The sequence below is a fragment of the Streptomyces sp. NPDC058195 genome, assembly GCF_042883525.1.
Taxonomy (GTDB): Bacteria; Actinomycetota; Actinomycetes; order Streptomycetales; family Streptomycetaceae; genus Streptomyces.
Window position 1 is genome coordinate 1 of sequence record NZ_JBHVVM010000001.1, and the last position, 17,892, is coordinate 17,892.

The following is a 17,892-nucleotide window of genomic DNA, read 5'->3' on the forward strand; positions in this document are numbered from 1 at the left end:
GGGCCCGGGGCCTTCACTCAGGGGGGGGGGGGGGGGGCGGGGGTTTTCGCCCGCGCGATCGGCCCCACCCCCGTCTCCGCTCGGTTCAGCCCGTTCGGCCGGTCAGCCCGCGAGGAGCTTCTTCACCGAGGCGGCCACCCGGCCGCCGTCCGCGCGCCCGGCCACCTTCGGGTTCACGATCTTCATGACGGCGCCCATCGCACGCGGCCCCTCCGCCCCGGCGGCCCTGGCCTCCTCGACGGCAGCCGCCACGACCGCTCCCAGCTCGTCGTCGCTCAGCTGCTTCGGCAGGTAGGCATCGAGGATCGCGCCCTCCGCCTTCTCCCGCTCGGCCTGCTCGGCCCGGCCGCCCTGCGCGAAGGCCTCGGCCGCCTCGCGGCGCTTCTTCGCCTCCTTGGCGATCACCTTCTGCACCTCATCGTCGGAGAGCTCGCGGGCCGTCGTGCCGCTGACCTCCTCCTTCGTGATGGCCGTGAGGGTCAGCCGGAGCGTGGACGAGGTCAGCTCGTCCCGCGCCTTCATGGCCGTAGTGAGGTCTTCCTTGAGCTGCGACTTGAGCGTGGTCATGTGCTGATTGTGACAGGTACGGGGCAGCCCGCGCCCGCACGTTTTCCGCTGGCAGCATGGTGTCTGCGACGATGGGCGCATGCGCGCACGCTACGGAGTCCCCCTGAAAGTCACGGCAGTCGGCGCGGCGATCGGCGCGGCCGGTCTCGCCTACGCCGCCGGATTCGAGGCACGCTCGTTCCGTCTGCGACGGGTCACCATCCCCGTACTGCCGCACGGGGCCCGCCCGTTGCGCGTGCTCCAGGTCTCCGACATCCACATGGTGAGCGGTCAGCGCAAGAAGCGCGCCTGGCTGCAGTCGCTGGCAGGCCTGCGTCCGGACTTCGTCGTGAACACCGGCGACAACCTCTCCGACCCCGAAGCCGTGCCCGAGCTGCTCGACGCGCTCGGCCCGCTGATGGAGTTCCCGGGGGTGTACGTCTTCGGCTCCAACGACTACTACGGCCCCAAGCTCCGCAACCCCGCCCGCTACCTGGTGGAGAAGGCCCGCGGCAAGCACGGTCTCAACGGGAACGCGCCCGCGGTCGGCGTCGTCCACAACCCGTGGGAGCCGATGCGCGACGCCTTCGACGAGGCGGGCTGGCTGGGCCTGTCCAACACCCGCGGCCGCCTCAAGATCGACGGCATGGAGCTCGCCTTCACCGGCCTGGACGACCCGCACATCAAGCGCGACCGATACGCGGAGGTGGCGGGCGGCCCGGAAACCGGCGCCGACCTCTCCATCGGCGTCGTCCACGCCCCGTACCTGCGCTCCCTGGACGCCTTCACCATGGACGGCTACCCGCTGATCCTGGCCGGCCACACCCACGGCGGCCAGCTCTGCATCCCGTTCTACGGAGCTCTGGTCACCAACTGCGACCTGGACACGGACCGGGTCAAGGGCCTCTCCACCCACTCCGTCGACGGCCGCCGCGCCTACCTCCACGTCTCCGCGGGCTGCGGCACCAACCGGTACACCCCGGTCCGTTTCGCCTGCCCCCCGGAGGCGACGCTCCTGACCCTGACGGCCCAGGACTGAGCCACCCGCCCCTTTCCCCGCCCGGCCCCGCAGAAACCGGATTTCGTCTGTGGGCGCGGGTGGGCTAAAGTAATCGATGTCGCCGGGAGACCAGCGACGATCGGGGTGTAGCGCAGCTTGGCAGCGCGCTTCGTTCGGGACGAAGAGGTCGTGGGTTCAAATCCCGCCACCCCGACAGAATAAAGACGCTGAGGGCCTGATTCGAGAAATCGAATCAGGCCCTCAGCGTTTTCCGGGAGCGGAGGGCCAGGTCCGCGCCGGGATGGCGTGATCACATGCTCGCCGCCCTGGCCATGGGTGTTCTGCTGTGGGCGACTGAGTGCAACGAGTGACGGATGTCGCCGACTGGCCGTGAGCGGAAGAACGTAACGGGGACCGGCGCGCAGACCGTATGCGTCGATCGTGTCGAACCCATGACAGAGCTCATTCCCTGGTGTGGCCCCCCAGCCAGGGGCGCGGGGGCGCGCTGCTGGCCGGGGGCGTGTCCGGGAGGGGGAAGACCTCGCTGCTCGGTGCGTTCGTCCGGCGCGCCCGCCATGCCCCATATGTCGCACATGCCTCGTGCGAACGGAACGCCGCTCGGACGCCCGGGGTTCGGCACGGCCGGAATGCTGATCATCAGCAAGGAATTCCACTTCTCCGCCAGCCACGTTCGGGAAAAGCTGCCGTCCTGGCACAAGTGCGCCCGCCTGCGCGGCCACCACTACGTCGTCGTGATGGAGTTGTCGGCCCGCCCCGAGGACCTCACCGAGGCCGGGTTCGTCCGCGACCACGGTGACCTCGACGCGTTCGGACCGTGGCTCGACGACACCCTGGACCACCGGCATCTCAACGACGCCATGAGGGAGATCTCGCCCTCGGCCGAGAACATGGCCTTGTGGAGGTACAGCCACTGGGCGGACACGTACCCGGAGCTGGTGGCGGTCTGGGTCTCCGAGACCCCGAAGACCTGGGCGGTCTTCAGGGAGTCGCCCCGGAATCCGGTGACCTGCGGGCAAGCCGGCCGCTGACGCCCGGCGCGGCGTTCAGCCCGAAGCGGGCTCCGTCCAGGGGCCTAGCTTCTCCGGGTTGCGGATGGCCCAGATGCGGGTGATGCGGTCGCCGCTGAGGTGGAATGCCGCAACGGTCACGGTGACGCCGGTGTGCTGGGCGACCAGGCCGGGACGGCCGTTGACCGACCGTTCCAGCAGCCTCAGCCCCGGGGCCCTGTCGGCGATGTGGATCAGGTACTGGGCGATGCGCTCACTGCCCGCGACCGGCCGGAGAACGGTGCTGACCAGACCGCCACCGTCGGCGGTCAGCTCGGCGTCGGGGTCGAGCAGCCCGACCAGCGCCCTGATGTCCTTGGCCTCCCACGCCTCCTTGAAGTCCCGTACCAGTCCGGCCTGGCCCGCCGCCGGAACGGCCGCGGGCCGCGGCTGCCCGGCCCCCGCCCGGCGGCGTGCTGACGAGGCCAGCTGCCGGCAGGCCGCGGGCGTGCGGTCCACGATCCCGGCGATCTCCGTGAAGCTGTACCGGAAGACGTCGTGCAGGACGAACGCCACGCGCTCGGCGGGTGTCATCGACTCCAGTACGACGAGGAAGGCCATGTCCACCGATTCGTCCAGGGTGACCTGGTCGGCGGGGTCGGCCGCCTCAGAACCCCCGCCCACCGGCCGTCCGCGGGACCATTCCGTGCGGTCGGGCAGCGGGTCGGGGATCCACGCGCCGACGTATGCCTCGCGCCGGACCCGCGCCGAGCCGAGCACGTCCAGGCAGACGCGGCCCGCCACCGTCGTCAGCCAGGCGGCGGGCGATTCGACGGCTTCCCGTCGCCGCGGCGGCATGGCGTACCAGCGGGCGTAGGTCTCCTGTACGGCGTCCTCCGCCTCGGCCAGTGAGCCGAGGAGCCGGTAGGCCAGGTTGATCAGCCGGCGCCGCTCGGCGTCCATCGCCCCCGGGTCCGGGTCCAACGATGTGCTCATGACCATGACCGCCCCCCGTCGCCGCCTCACATTTCGTGGGGCTGCTTCGTCGAATCACCGAGAGATTACTGACCCACCGCCGCGAGGCAGAAGAGGGGAACGTGCCATGACCATACGGACGACGGCAGTACCGGGTACGGCGGAAGCGGGCACGGACGCGGCGGCGGGCGGCCGGGTCACGTTCGTGCGGGTCGCGACAGCCCTGCAGACCCTGACGGTCTTCTTCCAGGCGGTCACGGCCGGGCTGCTGCTGTCCACGTCCTACGGCGGGACGCTGCACGACGTCGGCGCGCGGGTGATGTACGGGGCGTCGATGCTCTACGTGCTCGCGGCCGTCCTCGCCTGGCGGCCGGGCGGCGGTTCGCCCCGCTCGATCCTGTACGCGTCCGGCTTCCTCGTCCTCGCGTCGGTGCAGGTGGTGCTGGGTATCGCGGATGTGCCCTCGGTCCACGTACCGCTGGGGGTGCTGATGTTCGGGCTGAGCGTGCTGGTGCTGGCCCAGGCGCTGATCCGCCGCCCGGAGGCGTGATCCGGAAGGAGTCGCACTCGGCGAATACCACCCGGAATGCACCTTTCGTCACCGCGTGCGAGTCTGGTCATGGCCCATCGTCCGAAAGCCGCAACAGGAGGCACGATCGTGGGCAAGAAGCAGACTCGACAGAATCGCGGTGCCCGCACCGGCGGCCACGAACGCAGCGCCGCTCCGGAGTCGAAGGAGACGAAGGAGCAGCCGCGGCCCACATCCGCACAGGAGACGGTGCACGCGATCTCGGAGCAGGTCTCCCACCGGAAGCAGCGGAGGTTCGGCCACAACTGACCCTCCCGTCCGCCAACCCGTCACAACAACCGCCCTCCGCGGCGGCACCCCCTCCGGGTGCCGCCGCGGAGGGCGGTTCTGCGTGGTGAACCCCTAGACCCGCGCACCACCGCACCACCCCCGTCCGAGGCTCGGACGGGGGTTTATCTACGCGCGGAGCTATGACACTCGAACGATCATTCGGGCATATCAGACTAGTTCTTTCGCAGCTATTACCGGCCGGTACTGATAGCTGCTAGAAACGTGGCGCTCAATCAACCCCCCACCCACCCCCCACATTTCGGAGGGCTGACAGCCATGTCAGTACGGAGATTCTGGGCGTCCGCATCCACTCTGGTTCTCGCCGCCGCAGCCGCTCTGGGCGTTGCCCAGCCCGCTTCGGCGACCGCCTCGGCCGCTGGCGGCTATGTCGCCCTCGGCGACTCGTACTCCTCCGGCGTAGGCGCCGGAAGCTACCTGTCGGACAGCGGTGACTGCCGCCGCAGCACCAAGGCCTACCCCTACCTCTGGGCCGCCGCCAACTCGCCCTCCTCCTTCGCCTTCGTGGCCTGTTCGGGTGCCACGACCAGCTCGGTGGCCTCGACCCAGCTGGGGTCGCTCAGCTCGTCCACCGGACTGGTCAGCGTCACCGCGGGCGGCAACGACGTCGGCTTCGCCAGTGTCATGCAGGACTGTGTGCTGTCCGGCGAGGCCGCCTGTCTCAGCAGCGTCTCCACGGCCGTCTCCCAGATGCAGAACTCGCTTCCTTCCGGACTCAGTTCGCTCTACGGATCGATCCGCTCGCGCGCGCCGCAGGCCCAGGTGGTGGTGCTGGGCTACCCCCGCTTCTACCAGCTGAGCGGCAGCTGCATCGCGGGCCTGACCGAGAAGGAACGGTCGGCCATCAACAACGCGTCGGACGTCCTGAACGGGGTCATCGCCAAGCAGGCCGCCAACGCCGGGTTCACCTTCTCCAGCGTGGTCGACGAATTCACCGGCCACGAACTGTGCTCCGGCGACGCATGGCTCAACAGCGTGACGCTGCCGGTCTACAACTCGTACCACCCCAAGGCCGCCGGTCAGTCGGGCGGTTACCTGCCGGCCCTCCGCTCGGCCGCGTAGGACGCGGACGAAAGAGGCGCAGCGGTGCGGCGGGACTCGGGGGCTCACCCCTGAGGCCCGCCGCACCGCTGTTCACCGGGCGGCGGGGCGGGCACGGACTCAGCACCGCTCGGCCAGGTGCTCCCGGCCTGCCGGGGGCTCGTACGGCCCGGACCGGAAGTCGGTGATCCCGGTGATCCGCCCTGCCTCGTCGAACGCGAAGAAGTGCAGCGTCAGCAGTTCCCCGGGCGTCTCGCACGCCCCGGAACCCGCCGCGGATCTCCTGGGCGCCTCGGGCCGTCCGGGCGCCCCGGAGCCTGCCGCGTTCATGATGAAGCGGGTGCGGACGGCGGCCCGTCGCGTCCCGGCGTCGGCCACCACACGTTCGACGCGCACGCTCCAGGCCCCTGGGAACGCCTGGCTGAACCGGAGATACCGCTCCTTCCCGCGCACCCGCTCGCGGGCCTGCGGCAGCTCGTACAGCACGTCGTCCGCCAGTGTGGCGGCGAGGGCCTCCCAGTCGCGGGCTTCGGCCGCGCTCCAGTACGTCTCCACCGCGGCGCGCAGATCGGCAGTCGTCGTCATGGTTCCGAGTGTGGACCCCGGCACTGACAGTCGGCCCGCGTTCAGGAACCGGCGGCCCGGGAGGCCTTGATGGAGTACATCAGCGGGATGCGCGGTCGGTCGGCGGGGAAGCGGTAGAAGCCGTCGTCCTGCCGCTCCAGCGTGGGGAAGCGGGCGAAGAGCGAGGCGTCGTGCTCGTGCAGGAACTCGATCCGGAGCCCGGTCGCGGCCAGCGCCGAGACCACCTCGCCGATGGGGTGCGTCCACTCGACGCTGCGGTTGTGGACGGTGGGCGCGTCGAAGTCGGCGTACGTGCCCGGCGTCTCGTCCACCCAGGCGTCACGGCTGAAGTAGTCGTACGCGACCTTCGTCCCGGTCTCGTCGTCCAGACTGTCCGTCATCGGGTGGAACTCGGCGAGGTAGAGGAAGCCGCCCGGCGCCACGAGCGAGGCGGCGGTCTCGGCCCAGCGGCCGATGTCGGGCAGCCAGTTCAACGCGCCGATGCCGGTGTAGACGATGTCGTACGAGGAGTCGGGGACGGCCTGCGCGGCGTCGTGGACGTCGGCCGCGACGAAGGCCGCCCGGTCCTGGGAGAACCCCAGCTCGCGGGCGAGGGAGCGCGCCGTCTCGACGGCCGGTTCGGAGAAGTCCAGGCCGACGACCTGAGCGGCGCCGTGCCGGGCCCAGGAGAGGGTGTCGACCCCGATGTGGCACTGGAGGTGCAGCAGCGATCTGCCGGTGACGTCACCCACCTCGGCGAGCTCGAAATCGCGCAGGGCCTCCTTGCCCGCGCGGAAGGAGGCGAGATCGTAGAACTCGCTCCCGGCGTGGATGGGGACTCGTTCGTCCCAGTGCGCGCGGTTCGCCTCGTGCCAGTCGGCAGGCGTCGGTAGATGCATGCCCGGAGGTTATCCACAGGCTGGGGGCGAGGCGAACGAATTGTCGGCGTTCCCGCGCAGAATGGGGGCATGACTGAGACCACTGGCTCGACGACCCCCGCTTCCGCCCCTGCCGACGGCCCCACCCCGGCCAACGGCTCCGCCCCGGCCGCCGCTTCCGCGCCGACGTGGGAGCAGCGCTTCCGGGCACCGCGGGTGTCGTTGCCCGACTGGGCGGAGGACGCCCCCGACCGCGCGCTGTTCGTGTCCAACGCGACGGGCACGTACGAGCTGTACGCGTGGGACCGCGCCACCGGCGAGCAGCGCCAGGTGACCGACCGGCCCAACGGCACGACGGACGGGGCACTGACGCCGGACGGGGAGTCGATCTGGTGGTTCGAGGACACTGACGGGGACGAGTTCGGGGTGTGGATGCGCCGGCCGTTCCACGGCGGCGAAGGGGCCGGTGCCCCGGTCGGCGAGCCGGCGACGCCCGGTCTCGGTCCCGCGTATCCGGCCGGTCTCGCCATCGGCCGGGACGGCACGACGGTGATCGGCCGCTCGACCGACGAGGACGGGACGACGGTCCATGTGGTGCGGCCCGGGGAGCCGCCGGTGGAGATCTACCGTCACCGCGAGTCGGCGGGCGTCGGCGACCTCAGCCATGACGGGACGCTGATCGCCCTGGAGCACACCGAGCACGGCGACGCGATGCACTCCGCGCTGCGGGTGGTCCGGCTGGACGGGACGACGGTCGCCGAGCTGGACGACACCGAGGGCGGTACGAAGGAGCTGGGCCTGAACGTGCTGGGCTTCGCGCCCGTGGCCGGGGACACCCGGCTGCTGGTCGGGCACCAGCGCCGGGGCCGCTGGGAGCCGATGATCTGGGATCCGACGACGGGCGAGGAGACGGAGCTCTCGGTCGGCCTGCCCGGTGACGTGGTCGCCGAGTGGTATCCGGACGCGTCCGCGCTGCTGGTCGTGCACGCCTTCGAGGCCCGCAGCGACCTGTGGCGGTACGAGCCGGGGGCGGACGGCGGCCCCGTCCGGGTCGAAACGCCCCCCGGTTCGGTGTCGGGAGCCACGGCCCGGCCGGACGGCACGGTGGAGTACCTGTGGTCGTCGGCCGCGCAGCCGCCGGTCATCCGGTCCACCTCGGGGGCGGTGGTGCTCGATCCGCCCGGCCCGAAGGCTCCGGAGTCGGTGCCGGTGGAGGACGTGTGGGTGGACGGGCCCGGCGGCCGGATCCACGCGCTCGTGCAGCGGCCCGCCGCCCCGGCCCAGGGGCCCTTCCCCACCGTGTTCGAGCTGCACGGCGGCCCGACCTGGCACGACAGTGACGCCTTCGCCTCCGGCCCCGCCGCCTGGGTCGACCACGGCTACGCGGTGATCCGGGTCAACTACCGCGGCTCGACCGGGTACGGCCGCGCCTGGACGGACGCGCTGAAGCACCGGATCGGTCTGATCGAGCTGGAGGACGTGGCCGCGGTCCGGGAGTGGGCGGTGGAATCCGGCCTCGCGGACCCGGCGCGGCTGGTGCTGTCCGGCGGCTCCTGGGGCGGCTATCTGACCCTGCTCGGTCTCGGTACACAGCCGGAGCACTGGGCCGTCGGCCTGGCGGCGGTCCCGGTCGCCGACTACGTCACGGCGTACCACGACGAGATGGAGGATCTGAAGGCGATGGACCGCACACTGCTGGGGGGTACGCCGGAGGAGGTGCCCGAGCGCTTCGAGGCCTCGTCCCCGCTGACGTACGTCGACGCGGTCCGGGCGCCGGTCTACATCTCGGCGGGCGTGAACGACCCGCGCTGCCCGATCCGCCAGATCGAGAACTACGTGGACCGGTTGAAGGGACGGGACGCCGTGCACGAGGTGTACCGGTACGACGCGGGGCACGGTTCGCTCGTCGTGGAGGAGCGGATCAAACAGGTCCGCCTGGAGCTGGAATTCGCCCTGCGCCACCTGGGCGGAGCGGCGGACCTGTCCGGCGCGTAGGGACCGGACGCCGGGTGCGCGGGGCCGGGCGCACGGCCGTGGGGACGCGCGGGCGGCACCCCGCTCCGGGCGGGCGGAGCGGGGACCGTACCGTGGAGGGGTGTACCGGTTCCTGCTGACCCCGCGATGGTGGGGGATCAACCTCTTCGTCGTGCTGGCCATCCCGTTCTGCGTGTTCATGGGCACCTGGCAGCTCGGCCGCTTCGAGGACCGCGTGCAGACGCACGAAGCGGCCAAGAAGCAGCCCGCCCCGGGCACGCGACCCGTCAAGCCGCTCGACGAGCTGCTGCCCGTGAGCACGGTGACCTCCGGCCGTCCCGCCACCGCCACCGGCCGCTATGCCGACCAGTTCCTGGTGCCCGGACGGAAGCTGGACGAGAAGGCCGGCTTCTACGTCCTGAACATGCTCCGCACGGACAACGGCAAGGCGTTGCCGGTGGTGCGCGGCTGGCTGCCGGGCGAGCCCGGCCGGACCACCGTGCCCACCGCGCCGACCGGCACGGTCACGGTGACCGGCGACCTCCAGGCGTCCGAGACCGCGAGCACCCAGGGGGTCAGCGCGAGGGGCGGGCTGCCCGACGGCCAGCTGGGCATCATCAGTGCCGCGTCCCTGGTCAACCTCGTCCCGTACGACGTCTACGACGCGTGGGTGACGGTCCAGGACACGGGGGGCCCGGGGACCGGAGCGGCGGAGAAGGCCGGGGCGCTGCGCCCCGTACCGGCGGCGGCCGCACAGGGCACCGGGCTCGACCTGAAGGCGTTCCAGAACCTCGGCTACACCGGCGAGTGGTTCGTCTTCGCCGGGTTCGTGCTCTTCATGTGGTTCCGGCTGGTCCGCCGCGAGGCCGAAGCGGCGCGCGACGAGCAACTGGGTCTGGTCGCGGCAGCGGAACCGGCAGCGGGGCCAGGGCCGGAAGCCGGGAACGCCGAAGAGACCGGCGAAGCCGAGGGCACCGGGAAGGCCAGGGGCACCGAAGCCGCGGGGACCTCGTCCGGGGCGGTCTGAGGGCACGTACGCGGTGCGTGCGCCGCGTACGTGGTCAGGATGCCGGAGCCAGCACCCCGGTCCGGTAGATCGTGCCGGAGCACGCGTTGGGGATCTTCGCCTGCGCGACCGGCGCCCCGGCCTCCGGAGTGTGCGTCACGGCGACACTGCCGTCCTGCGTACCGCTGCCACCGCCGTCCTCGCTGCCCAGCTGGGCGGAGGCCGAGTTCCCGTCGCCGCCGCCCGCACCGGCCGCGGCACCGCTCGCCCCGCCCGCGTCCTCGGTCGGTGTCGGGCTCGGTGAGCTTCCGGTGGCCGGACAGCTTTCCTTCGGCACCCAGGCGAACTTCACCTCGTACGACATCGACGGCTTCAGCAGCACCGCCCGCTGCTCCTGCGAGGGGTCGGGCAGCCCGGACGCCGCGTCCCCCGCGGTGTGCTGGACGACCGCGATCCTGTTCGGGTCGGCCGCGCCGATCGCCTGGAAACCCACGCTGCCGCCGGTGCTCACCGAGCACTCCGTGCCGGAGACATTGGAGATCCTGAAGGTGCCGTAGACCGTGCCGTCGGCCCCGGCCGCGCCGGTCTCGGCCGAGAGCACACCGAGCTGCCCCGGATCGCAGTTCGGCAGGGAGTCCGCCAAGGGGCCGCTCGGGTCGGCGGCGCCGCCGGACGCTCCCCCGTCACCGTCCGGGCCGCCGTTGTCTGCCGGGTCGCTGCTGCTCGCGGGCCGGTCCGGGTCTCCGTCGCCCTGCCCGTCGGTGCTGCCGTTGGTGTGCCGGCCGTCGGACCCGGCACCGTCGTCGGCGCCGTTGCCGCCCTGCGCCTGTTCACCGTGCCCGGCTATCGCGGGGTTGGCGGCGTTGGCCCCGTCCGAGTTCGCGACGTGAACGAGGGCGGGAACCGCGGTGCCGATGAGCAGCGCCGCCGCGGCCATGCCGACGACGGCCTGCCGCCGCTTGGCCCGCCGGGCGGGAACCGCGCGCTTGAGGTGGTCGAGCGTGCCGTCGACGGGCTTGAGGTCCTTGACCGCGCCGTGCAGCATGCGGCGCAGCGCGACCTCGTCGAGGTCCGCGCCCCCGTTCTCGGCCTCCGGGTCGCCGTCCGGGCCCGGTCCGAAGAGCCCGCGCAGGTCCCGTACCTTCCGCAGGTCGCGCAGGTCCCTCAGATCCCGCGGATCGCTCAGGTCACCCAGGTCACTCAGGTCACTCAGAACTTCGCGTTCAGCAGTCACACCGGACTCAGCTGTCGCTTCCGGCCCGGCAGTTACACCAGGCCCAGCTGCCGCGTCCGGCCCGGCAGCCACACCGGGCTCAGCTGCCGCGTCCGGCCCGGCGGTCACGCCGGAGTCGGCGGGGCGGCCCGCCTCGGGTCCGTTCCCCGGCCCGTGCTCGCGTCCGATCTCGTGGTCGGGGCCGCTCTCGCGTTCCTGCTCGTGGCCGGGGCCGTTCCCGGATGCGCGGCGGCTCATCCCTGCGCCTCCATCACGACACGCAGCGCGGCGATCCCGCGGGAGCCGTAGGCCTTGACCGAGCCCAGGGATATCCCCAGCGTCTCGGCCACCTGAACCTCCGTCATGTCCGCGAAGTATCGCAGCACCAGCACCTCCCGCTGGCGTCGTTGCAGCCCCCGCATCGCCTTGATCAGCGCGTCCCGCTCCAACTGGTCGTACGCGCCCTCCTCCGCGCTCGCCATGTCCGGCATGGGCTTGGAGAGCAGCTTCAGCCCAAGGATGCGGCGGCGCAGCGCGGAGCGCGAGAGGTTGACGACGGTCTGGCGCAGGTACGCGAGCGTCTTCTCCGGGTCGCGCACCCGGTTGCGCGCCGAGTGCACCCGGATGAACGCCTCCTGCACCACGTCCTCGCAGGAGGCCGTGTCGTCCAGGAGCAGGGCGGCGAGGCCCAGCAGCGACCGGTAGTGGGCTCTGTAGGTCTCGGTGAGATGGTCGACCGTGGTTCCGGCAGCCACGCCCTCCTCAGCACCCTCGCGCTGTGAGGGGAGCCGGGTGGAGCGGGCCGCGGGCATGGGCGCGATCACCGGCATGCCGCCGGGCGCGCGGGGCCGCCGGAGCGGACGCACTGAAGCGCCGCGCAACGGGCCCACCACTGTGATATCGAGAACCTCTGCCACGCCAGTTGGACACATTTCCCCCCGTCAGGGTTGTACGCGCGCGGCACCGCGTTCGCCGCTGTGCGACATGCCCTCATACGTACCTGCTCTTCCCCGAAGACCCCGGATGCCCCGAATGTGCGCCCCGCCGCGCCAGAGGTGACGACAGAGACGCACCTTCCCGGGCCAGTGGTTGCAGCAGGCCGAAAGTCATCGTCGGATACCGCGACACCCGAGCTCAAGAGGTTGAGAGTTTCAACTTACTCACAGAGTGTTCACAGACCATACAAAAGCGGTTCGATCAGGACCGGGGAAATTCCGCGGCCACCGATTCGGCGATCTGGGCCACGTTCAAAGCCGCCCCCTTGCGGAGGTTGTCGCCGCACACGAACAGCTCCAGACCTCGCGGATCATCCAGTGACCTGCGCACTCTTCCGACCCAGGTCGGGTCGGTGCCGACGACGTCGGACGGGGTCGGGAAGTCGCCCGTCGCCGGATTGTCGTACAGCACCACGCCCGGCGCCGTCGCCAGGATCTCGTGCGCCCGGTCGACCGCGATCTCGTTCTCGAACCGGGCGTGCACGGACATCGAGTGCGTCGCGACGACGGGTACGTACACACAGGTCGCCGCGATCCGCAGGCCCGGCAGGTCGAGGACCTTGCGGCACTCCTCACGGATCGCGAGCTCCTCCGAGGACCAGCCGTCCCCGGCTTCCGTCCCGGCCCAGGGCACCACGTTGAGCGCGACGGGCGCGGCGAAGGGCCCGGTCTCCGCGTCGCCCAGGACCCGGCGCACGTCACCCGGCGTCGTGCCCAGCTCCGTACCCGCGACGAGCGACAGCTGTTCACGCAGCGCCGCGACGCCGTCCCGGCCGGCCCCGCTCACCGCCTGGTACGAGGAGACGACCAGCTCCCGCACCCCGAACTCGGCGTGCAGCGCGCCGACCGCGACGATCAGCGCGAGCGTGGTGCAGTTCGGGCTCGCGACGATGCCGCGTGGCCTGATCCGCACAGCGTGCGGGTTGATCTCGGGGACGACCAGGGGAACGTCGGGATCCAGCCGGAACGCGGCGGAGTCGTCCACGACGACCGCGCCCTTGGTGGCGGCGATCGGCGCCCACCGCGCGGAGACCTCGTCGGGCACCAGGAACAGCGCCACGTCCACGCCGTCGAAGACGTCCTCGGTGAGTTCGAGGACCTCGCTCTCCTCGCCGCGCACGACCAGTTTGCGACCGGCCGAACGCGACGAGGCGACCAGCCTCACTTCGCCCCAGACGTCCGCGTGCTGCGAAAGGATCTGGAGCATGACGCCGCCGATCGCCCCGGTCGCGCCGACGACCGCGAGCGAGGGGCGGCGGGCGGTCATCGGCCGGTGCCTCCGTAGACGACGGCTTCGTCGGAGTCGCTGTCCAGCCCGAAGGCGGTGTGCACGGCGCGCACGGCCTCGTTGACGTCGTCGGCACGGGTGACGACCGAGATACGGATCTCGGAGGTCGAGATCAGCTCGATGTTGACCCCGGCGTCCGACAGCGCCTCGAAGAAGCCCGCGGTGACCCCCGGGTTGGTCTTCATACCCGCGCCGACCAGCGAGATCTTCGCGATCTGGTCGTCGTAGCGCAGGGACTCGAAACCGATGGTGCCGCGGTTGCGCTCCAGGGCGTCGATGGCCTTGCGGCCCTCGGCCTTGGGCAGGGTGAACGAGATGTCGGTCAGACCCGTCGCCGCGGCGGAGACGTTCTGCACCACCATGTCGATGTTGACCTCCGCGTTCGCGATGGTGCGGAAGATCGCCGCGGCCTCGCCCGGCTTGTCCGGTACCCCGACGACGGTGATCTTGGCCTCGGAGACGTCATGGGCGACTCCGGAGATGATCGCGTGCTCCACCTTCTGGTCCCCTTGCGGCTCGTTGCTGACCCAGGTGCCGCGCAGTCCGGAGAAGGACGAGCGGACGTGGATCGGGATGTTGTAGCGGCGTGCGTACTCCACGCACCGGTGCAGCAGCACCTTGGAACCGGACGCGGCCAGCTCCAGCATGTCCTCGAAGGAGATCCAGTCGATCTTCCGGGCCTTCTTCACGACCCGCGGGTCGGCGGTGAAGACGCCGTCCACATCGGTGTAGATCTCGCAGACCTCGGCGTCCAGCGCTGCCGCGAGGGCGACGGCGGTGGTGTCGGACCCGCCGCGCCCGAGGGTGGTGATGTCCTTCTTGTCCTGGGACACGCCCTGGAACCCCGCGACGATCGCGATGTTCCCCTCGTCGAGCGCCGTACGGATACGGCCCGGCGTCACATCGATGATGCGCGCCTTGTTGTGGACCGAGTCGGTGATGACGCCTGCCTGGCTGCCCGTGAACGACTGGGCCTCGTGGCCCAGGTTTTTGATCGCCATCGCCAGCAGGGCCATGGAGATCCGCTCCCCGGCGGTCAGCAGCATGTCGAACTCACGCCCGGCAGGGATCGGGGAAACCTGCTCGGCGAGATCGATCAACTCGTCCGTCGTGTCGCCCATCGCGGACACCACGACAACCACCTGGTTGCCGTTCTTCTTGGCATCGACGATTCGCTTGGCGACGCGCTTGATGCCCTCGGCATCGGCTACGGAGGAGCCTCCGTACTTCTGCACGACAAGGCCCACGTGCGCTCCTCGCTCAGTCCATTACTGCGGTCGCCCCAGTCTAACGAGCGACCCGGAAACGCCCCGGCGATACCACATGGTGAGATGTCCTGCTCAACACGTGATCATCGGCGTGTCGTCGGGGCGCCCGTCCGCCACGGCGCTGCCGCTACTGCACCGGGCGCAGCCCCAGCGGGCCCGCGATCTCCTCGGCCATGACACGGCCCGCCTCCTCGGCCAGCACGTCGTCGATGGTCTCGGAGTCGGTGTCCAGGCCGTCCAGCTCCTGGAGGGGCTGGTTGAGGCGGATGTGGGCGATCAGGGACTGGAGGGCGCGCAGCGTGGCGGAGGCGGTGGCGCCCCAGTTGGAGAAGTAGGAGAACTGCCACCACCACAGGGCCTCGGTGGTGCGGTCCTCCTCGTAGTGGGCCAGGCCATGGCGCAGGTCGGTGACCAGGTCGGCGAGGTCGTCCGAGATCCGGGCCGGGACCGGGGCCTTGCGGGGCTCGTACGGGTCGAAGACCTCGGAGTAGACGTCGATCGGCTCCAGCAGGGCGGCGAACCGCTCGCGCAGCCCGTCCGCGTCCGGCTCCGCGCCCAGGTCCGGTTCGTAGCGCTCGTCGGGGACGATGTCCTCGTACGCGCCGAGCCTGCCGCCCGCGAGCAGCAGCTGGGAGACCTGGAGCAGCAGTACGGGGACGGCTTCCTCGGGCTCCTCGACCTTGGACACCTCCGTGACCGCGACGATGAACGTCTTGATCTGGTCGGCGATCTGGACGGCGAAGTCGTCCGGGTCCTGCGTGACGGAGTTCAGCGTGGCGTCGGACATCGAGGGGACCTCCCGCGGGGCACGGTCACAAACGGTGAGTAGAACATAGCGTCGCTGAACGTAAAGCTGCTGTGAGTCGCGGGACCGATCGTGTGAACGGCCGCCGGAAGAACACTGAAGGACGCAACGGCCCCGGCGACGGACCCGGACCCGGACACGGGGACGGGCACGGCACCGGACACCCCGGCGACGTCAGACATCGAGCAGGCGCCTCCCCTCGAAGGCGCGGCCCAGAGTCACCTCGTCCGCGTACTCCAGGTCGCCGCCGACCGGCAGACCGCTGGCCAGCCTGGTGACCCGCAGCCCCATGGGCTTGATCATCCGGGCGAGGTACGTCGCGGTCGCCTCGCCCTCCAGGTTGGGATCGGTGGCCAGGATCAGCTCCGTGACCGCCCCGTCGGCGAGGCGGGCCAGCAGCTCGCGGATGCGCAGATCGTCCGGGCCGACGCCCTCGATCGGGCTGATCGCACCGCCCAGCACGTGATAACGGCCGCGGAACTCGCGGGTCCGCTCGATCGCGACGACGTCCTTGGGCTCCTCGACCACGCAGATCACCGAGAGGTCGCGGCGCGCGTCCCGGCAGATGTTGCACTGCTCCTGCTGCGCGACGTTGCCGCAGACCGAGCAGAACCGCACCTTGTCCTTGACCTCCAGCAGCGCGTGGGCGAGCCGGCGCACATCGGTCGGCTCGGCCTGGAGGATGTGGAAGGCGATCCGCTGCGCGCTCTTGGGACCGACACCGGGCAGCCTGCCCAGCTCGTCGATGAGGTCCTGAACCACGCCTTCGTACAACGGGAACGCCTTCCTTTCCTACCTGCGGTGTGCTGCTGTCGGGACCAGGGTGTCCGGGATCAGAAGGGGAGACCGGGCATGCCGCCCAGGCCCTGGGCCAGCGGGCCCAGCTTCTGCTGCTGGAGCGCCTGCGCGTTCTCGTTCGCCGCCTGGACCGCGGCGACGACGAGGTCCGCGAGCGTCTCGGTGTCCTCGGGGTCGACCGCCTTCGGGTCGATCACCAGGTTGCGGAGCTCCCCGGAGCCGGTGACGGTGGCCTTCACGAGACCGCCGCCCGCCTGGCCGTCGACCTCGGTCCTGGCCAGCTCCTCCTGGGCCGCGGCGAGGTCCTGCTGCATCTTCTGGGCCTGCTGCAGCAGCTGCTGCATATTGGGCTGCCCGCCACCGGGAATCACGGTCACTCCTGGCAATTCGACGACAAAAAGTTTCGGTATGCCGAGCCTACGTGCTCCCCGGACAACGCGCCCCACTCACTCACGCGCAACTCTTTCGAGTGAGATTCAGGCAGCCCTTGCCCCGCTCATATACCTGATCACAGGCCCCGCACAACCGGGAATAACGCGTTATCTACCCCATGGCCCACCATTCGGCGGTAGGAAGGGCACACACATCAGGACACCCGGGCGTATCCGTCGTCACGCAAAGTTACTCGAACGGTACTGTCGGCCACGCCGGAGAGCAGTGAGCACCCCGCCGTCTCGCCCATCGCCACGTCAGGCGTCGCTACGCAGAGGAGTACCCGGTGAGCCAGCCGGAGATGCAGCCCGAGGGGCCGCCCCGCAACGAGCCCGACCCGGGCTCCGGCTCACCAGGCCGGGGCGGACAGGGGCGGGAACGGGGCCGGGGCGAGCGGGGCCGGACGGAACAGGACCGCACGGGACAGGACCGGGGGCAGCGGGGCCGGGGCCGCGATCTGACCGCCGCGCCGTTTCCGCCCGGCGACTGGGGCGAGCCCTCCGACCGCCTCGACGAGGTGTACCGCTGGGTCGAGGCGGACGCGCTGCGCACCGCCGAGTGGTATCTGGGCGACCGGGTACGCAAGCGCCGTGCGGCCAGGACCCTGCGGATGGGCACCGCGCTCGGGGCGGTCGCGGGCGCCGCGCTGCCGCTGCTCGACCTGACCGGGGCGCTGCGCGGGGCGGCGGGCTGGGGCTACCTGTCGTTGCTGCTGGCCGCGGCGTGCATGGCCTGCGACCGGTACTTCGGCCTCACCTCGGGCTGGATGAGGAATCTCGCCACCGCCCAGGCCGTGCAACGACGGCTCCAGGTGCTCCAGTTCGACTGGGCTTCGGAGTGCGTACGGGAGATGCTGGGGCCGGCCGAGGGGACGGCCAGCGAGGCGGCCGAGCGGTGCCTGGGGGTGCTGCGGCGGTTCTCGGAGGACATCACGGAGCTGGTGCGCACGGAGACGGCGGACTGGATGGTGGAGTTCCGCGCCGGGCCCGCGCCCATGGGGATGCAGGCCCTGTCGTCGAACGCCGGGAGCACCGCGCGGCCGGACCCGGGGGTGCTGCCGGGGCGGTTCCCGTTGCAGACGCTGGCCCGGCCGAACATGCCGCGCCAGCGCCCCCCGGAGTCCCCCCGCTGACTCCGGGCCGGAGCACACAAGGCCCTCAGGGGCCTGAACCCGTGCCTGCGGCGTCGCGGTGCCCGGCACCCCTGGGGCGTGTACCGAACGTCC

19 protein-coding genes and 1 tRNA gene are annotated in these 17,892 nt (G+C 71.1%); 9 read left to right on the forward strand and 11 right to left on the reverse strand.

Annotated elements, in window-relative coordinates; translation table 11 throughout:
* Positions 1-102: 102 nt before the first annotated feature.
* Positions 103-567 (reverse strand): GatB/YqeY domain-containing protein, encoded by a 465-nt coding sequence (locus ACFVWY_RS00005; RefSeq protein WP_389865400.1) that lies wholly within the window; start codon positions 565-567, stop codon positions 103-105.
* 79 nt (positions 568-646) lie between these two features.
* Between ACFVWY_RS00005 and ACFVWY_RS00010 the strand changes: the two genes are divergently transcribed.
* From ACFVWY_RS00010 to ACFVWY_RS00020, 3 genes are all read left to right on the forward strand, one after another.
* A complete protein-coding gene (locus tag ACFVWY_RS00010; protein WP_366299032.1) occupies positions 647-1,585 on the forward strand; it encodes a metallophosphoesterase in 939 nt (312 codons plus the stop codon).
* A 101-nt stretch (positions 1,586-1,686) separates the two neighbouring features.
* Positions 1,687-1,760 (forward strand) — tRNA-Pro (locus ACFVWY_RS00015).
* Between the two features lie 433 nt (positions 1,761-2,193).
* A complete protein-coding gene (locus ACFVWY_RS00020; protein WP_389866286.1) occupies positions 2,194-2,595 on the forward strand; it encodes a 6-pyruvoyl tetrahydropterin synthase family protein in 402 nt (133 codons plus the stop codon).
* 15 nt (positions 2,596-2,610) lie between these two features.
* Here ACFVWY_RS00020 and sigJ read toward each other — a convergent pair whose 3' ends face one another.
* Complete coding sequence (sigJ, locus tag ACFVWY_RS00025; protein ID WP_389865403.1) at positions 2,611-3,549, reverse strand: RNA polymerase sigma factor SigJ; 939 nt, start codon at positions 3,547-3,549, stop codon at positions 2,611-2,613.
* Between the two features lie 106 nt (positions 3,550-3,655).
* Between sigJ and ACFVWY_RS00030 the strand changes: the two genes are divergently transcribed.
* The 3 genes from ACFVWY_RS00030 (at position 3,656) to ACFVWY_RS00040 (ending at position 5,467) form a co-directional block, all read left to right on the forward strand.
* Complete coding sequence (locus ACFVWY_RS00030) at positions 3,656-4,078, forward strand: hypothetical protein (RefSeq protein ID WP_389865406.1); 423 nt, start codon at positions 3,656-3,658, stop codon at positions 4,076-4,078.
* Positions 4,079-4,186: 108 nt separating this feature from the next.
* Positions 4,187-4,366, forward strand: coding sequence for a hypothetical protein (locus ACFVWY_RS00035; protein ID WP_389865408.1), 180 nt, complete (start codon positions 4,187-4,189; stop codon positions 4,364-4,366).
* Positions 4,367-4,663: 297 nt separating this feature from the next.
* The gene (locus tag ACFVWY_RS00040) at positions 4,664-5,467 is read left to right on the forward strand and encodes an SGNH/GDSL hydrolase family protein (protein ID WP_389865410.1); all 804 of its coding nucleotides are present in this window, start codon (positions 4,664-4,666) and stop codon (positions 5,465-5,467) included.
* A gap of 99 nt (positions 5,468-5,566) precedes the next feature.
* On the opposite strand, the gene ACFVWY_RS00045 is transcribed toward ACFVWY_RS00040, so the two are convergent.
* A complete protein-coding gene (locus ACFVWY_RS00045) occupies positions 5,567-6,031 on the reverse strand; it encodes a nuclear transport factor 2 family protein (protein WP_389865413.1) in 465 nt (154 codons plus the stop codon).
* Positions 6,032-6,072: 41 nt separating this feature from the next.
* Complete coding sequence (locus tag ACFVWY_RS00050; RefSeq protein ID WP_389865415.1) at positions 6,073-6,909, reverse strand: class I SAM-dependent methyltransferase; 837 nt, start codon at positions 6,907-6,909, stop codon at positions 6,073-6,075.
* 69 nt (positions 6,910-6,978) lie between these two features.
* On the opposite strand from ACFVWY_RS00050, the gene ACFVWY_RS00055 reads away from it, so the two are divergent.
* Complete coding sequence (locus ACFVWY_RS00055; protein ID WP_389865417.1) at positions 6,979-8,883, forward strand: S9 family peptidase; 1,905 nt, start codon at positions 6,979-6,981, stop codon at positions 8,881-8,883.
* A 100-nt stretch (positions 8,884-8,983) separates the two neighbouring features.
* Complete coding sequence (locus ACFVWY_RS00060; RefSeq protein WP_389865419.1) at positions 8,984-9,889, forward strand: SURF1 family protein; 906 nt, start codon at positions 8,984-8,986, stop codon at positions 9,887-9,889.
* 34 nt (positions 9,890-9,923) lie between these two features.
* Here ACFVWY_RS00060 and ACFVWY_RS00065 read toward each other — a convergent pair whose 3' ends face one another.
* The 7 genes from ACFVWY_RS00065 to ACFVWY_RS00095 form a co-directional block, all read right to left on the reverse strand.
* On the reverse strand, positions 9,924-11,339 hold the full coding sequence (locus ACFVWY_RS00065) for a hypothetical protein (RefSeq protein ID WP_389865420.1): 1,416 nt from the start codon (positions 11,337-11,339) through the stop codon (positions 9,924-9,926).
* Positions 11,336-11,911, reverse strand: coding sequence for a SigE family RNA polymerase sigma factor (locus ACFVWY_RS00070; protein ID WP_389865423.1), 576 nt, complete (start codon positions 11,909-11,911; stop codon positions 11,336-11,338). The genes ACFVWY_RS00065 and ACFVWY_RS00070 overlap by 4 nt, the downstream gene beginning before the upstream one ends.
* A gap of 367 nt (positions 11,912-12,278) precedes the next feature.
* Positions 12,279-13,343, reverse strand: coding sequence for an aspartate-semialdehyde dehydrogenase (locus ACFVWY_RS00075; RefSeq protein WP_389865425.1), 1,065 nt, complete (start codon positions 13,341-13,343; stop codon positions 12,279-12,281).
* Positions 13,340-14,611: an aspartate kinase gene (locus ACFVWY_RS00080; RefSeq protein WP_389865427.1), complete on the reverse strand. Its 1,272-nt coding sequence runs from the start codon at positions 14,609-14,611 to the stop codon at positions 13,340-13,342. Before ACFVWY_RS00080 ends, ACFVWY_RS00075 begins: the two co-directional genes overlap by 4 nt.
* A gap of 148 nt (positions 14,612-14,759) precedes the next feature.
* On the reverse strand, positions 14,760-15,419 hold the full coding sequence (locus ACFVWY_RS00085; RefSeq protein WP_389865430.1) for a DUF5063 domain-containing protein: 660 nt from the start codon (positions 15,417-15,419) through the stop codon (positions 14,760-14,762).
* A 192-nt stretch (positions 15,420-15,611) separates the two neighbouring features.
* Positions 15,612-16,211: a recombination mediator RecR gene (recR, locus tag ACFVWY_RS00090; RefSeq protein WP_389865431.1), complete on the reverse strand. Its 600-nt coding sequence runs from the start codon at positions 16,209-16,211 to the stop codon at positions 15,612-15,614.
* Positions 16,212-16,270: 59 nt separating this feature from the next.
* A complete protein-coding gene (locus ACFVWY_RS00095) occupies positions 16,271-16,606 on the reverse strand; it encodes a YbaB/EbfC family nucleoid-associated protein (protein WP_352275815.1) in 336 nt (111 codons plus the stop codon).
* A gap of 347 nt (positions 16,607-16,953) precedes the next feature.
* Between ACFVWY_RS00095 and ACFVWY_RS00100 the strand changes: the two genes are divergently transcribed.
* On the forward strand, positions 16,954-17,799 hold the full coding sequence (locus ACFVWY_RS00100; RefSeq protein ID WP_389865434.1) for an SLATT domain-containing protein: 846 nt from the start codon (positions 16,954-16,956) through the stop codon (positions 17,797-17,799).
* The last annotated feature ends 93 nt before the right edge of the window (positions 17,800-17,892 follow it).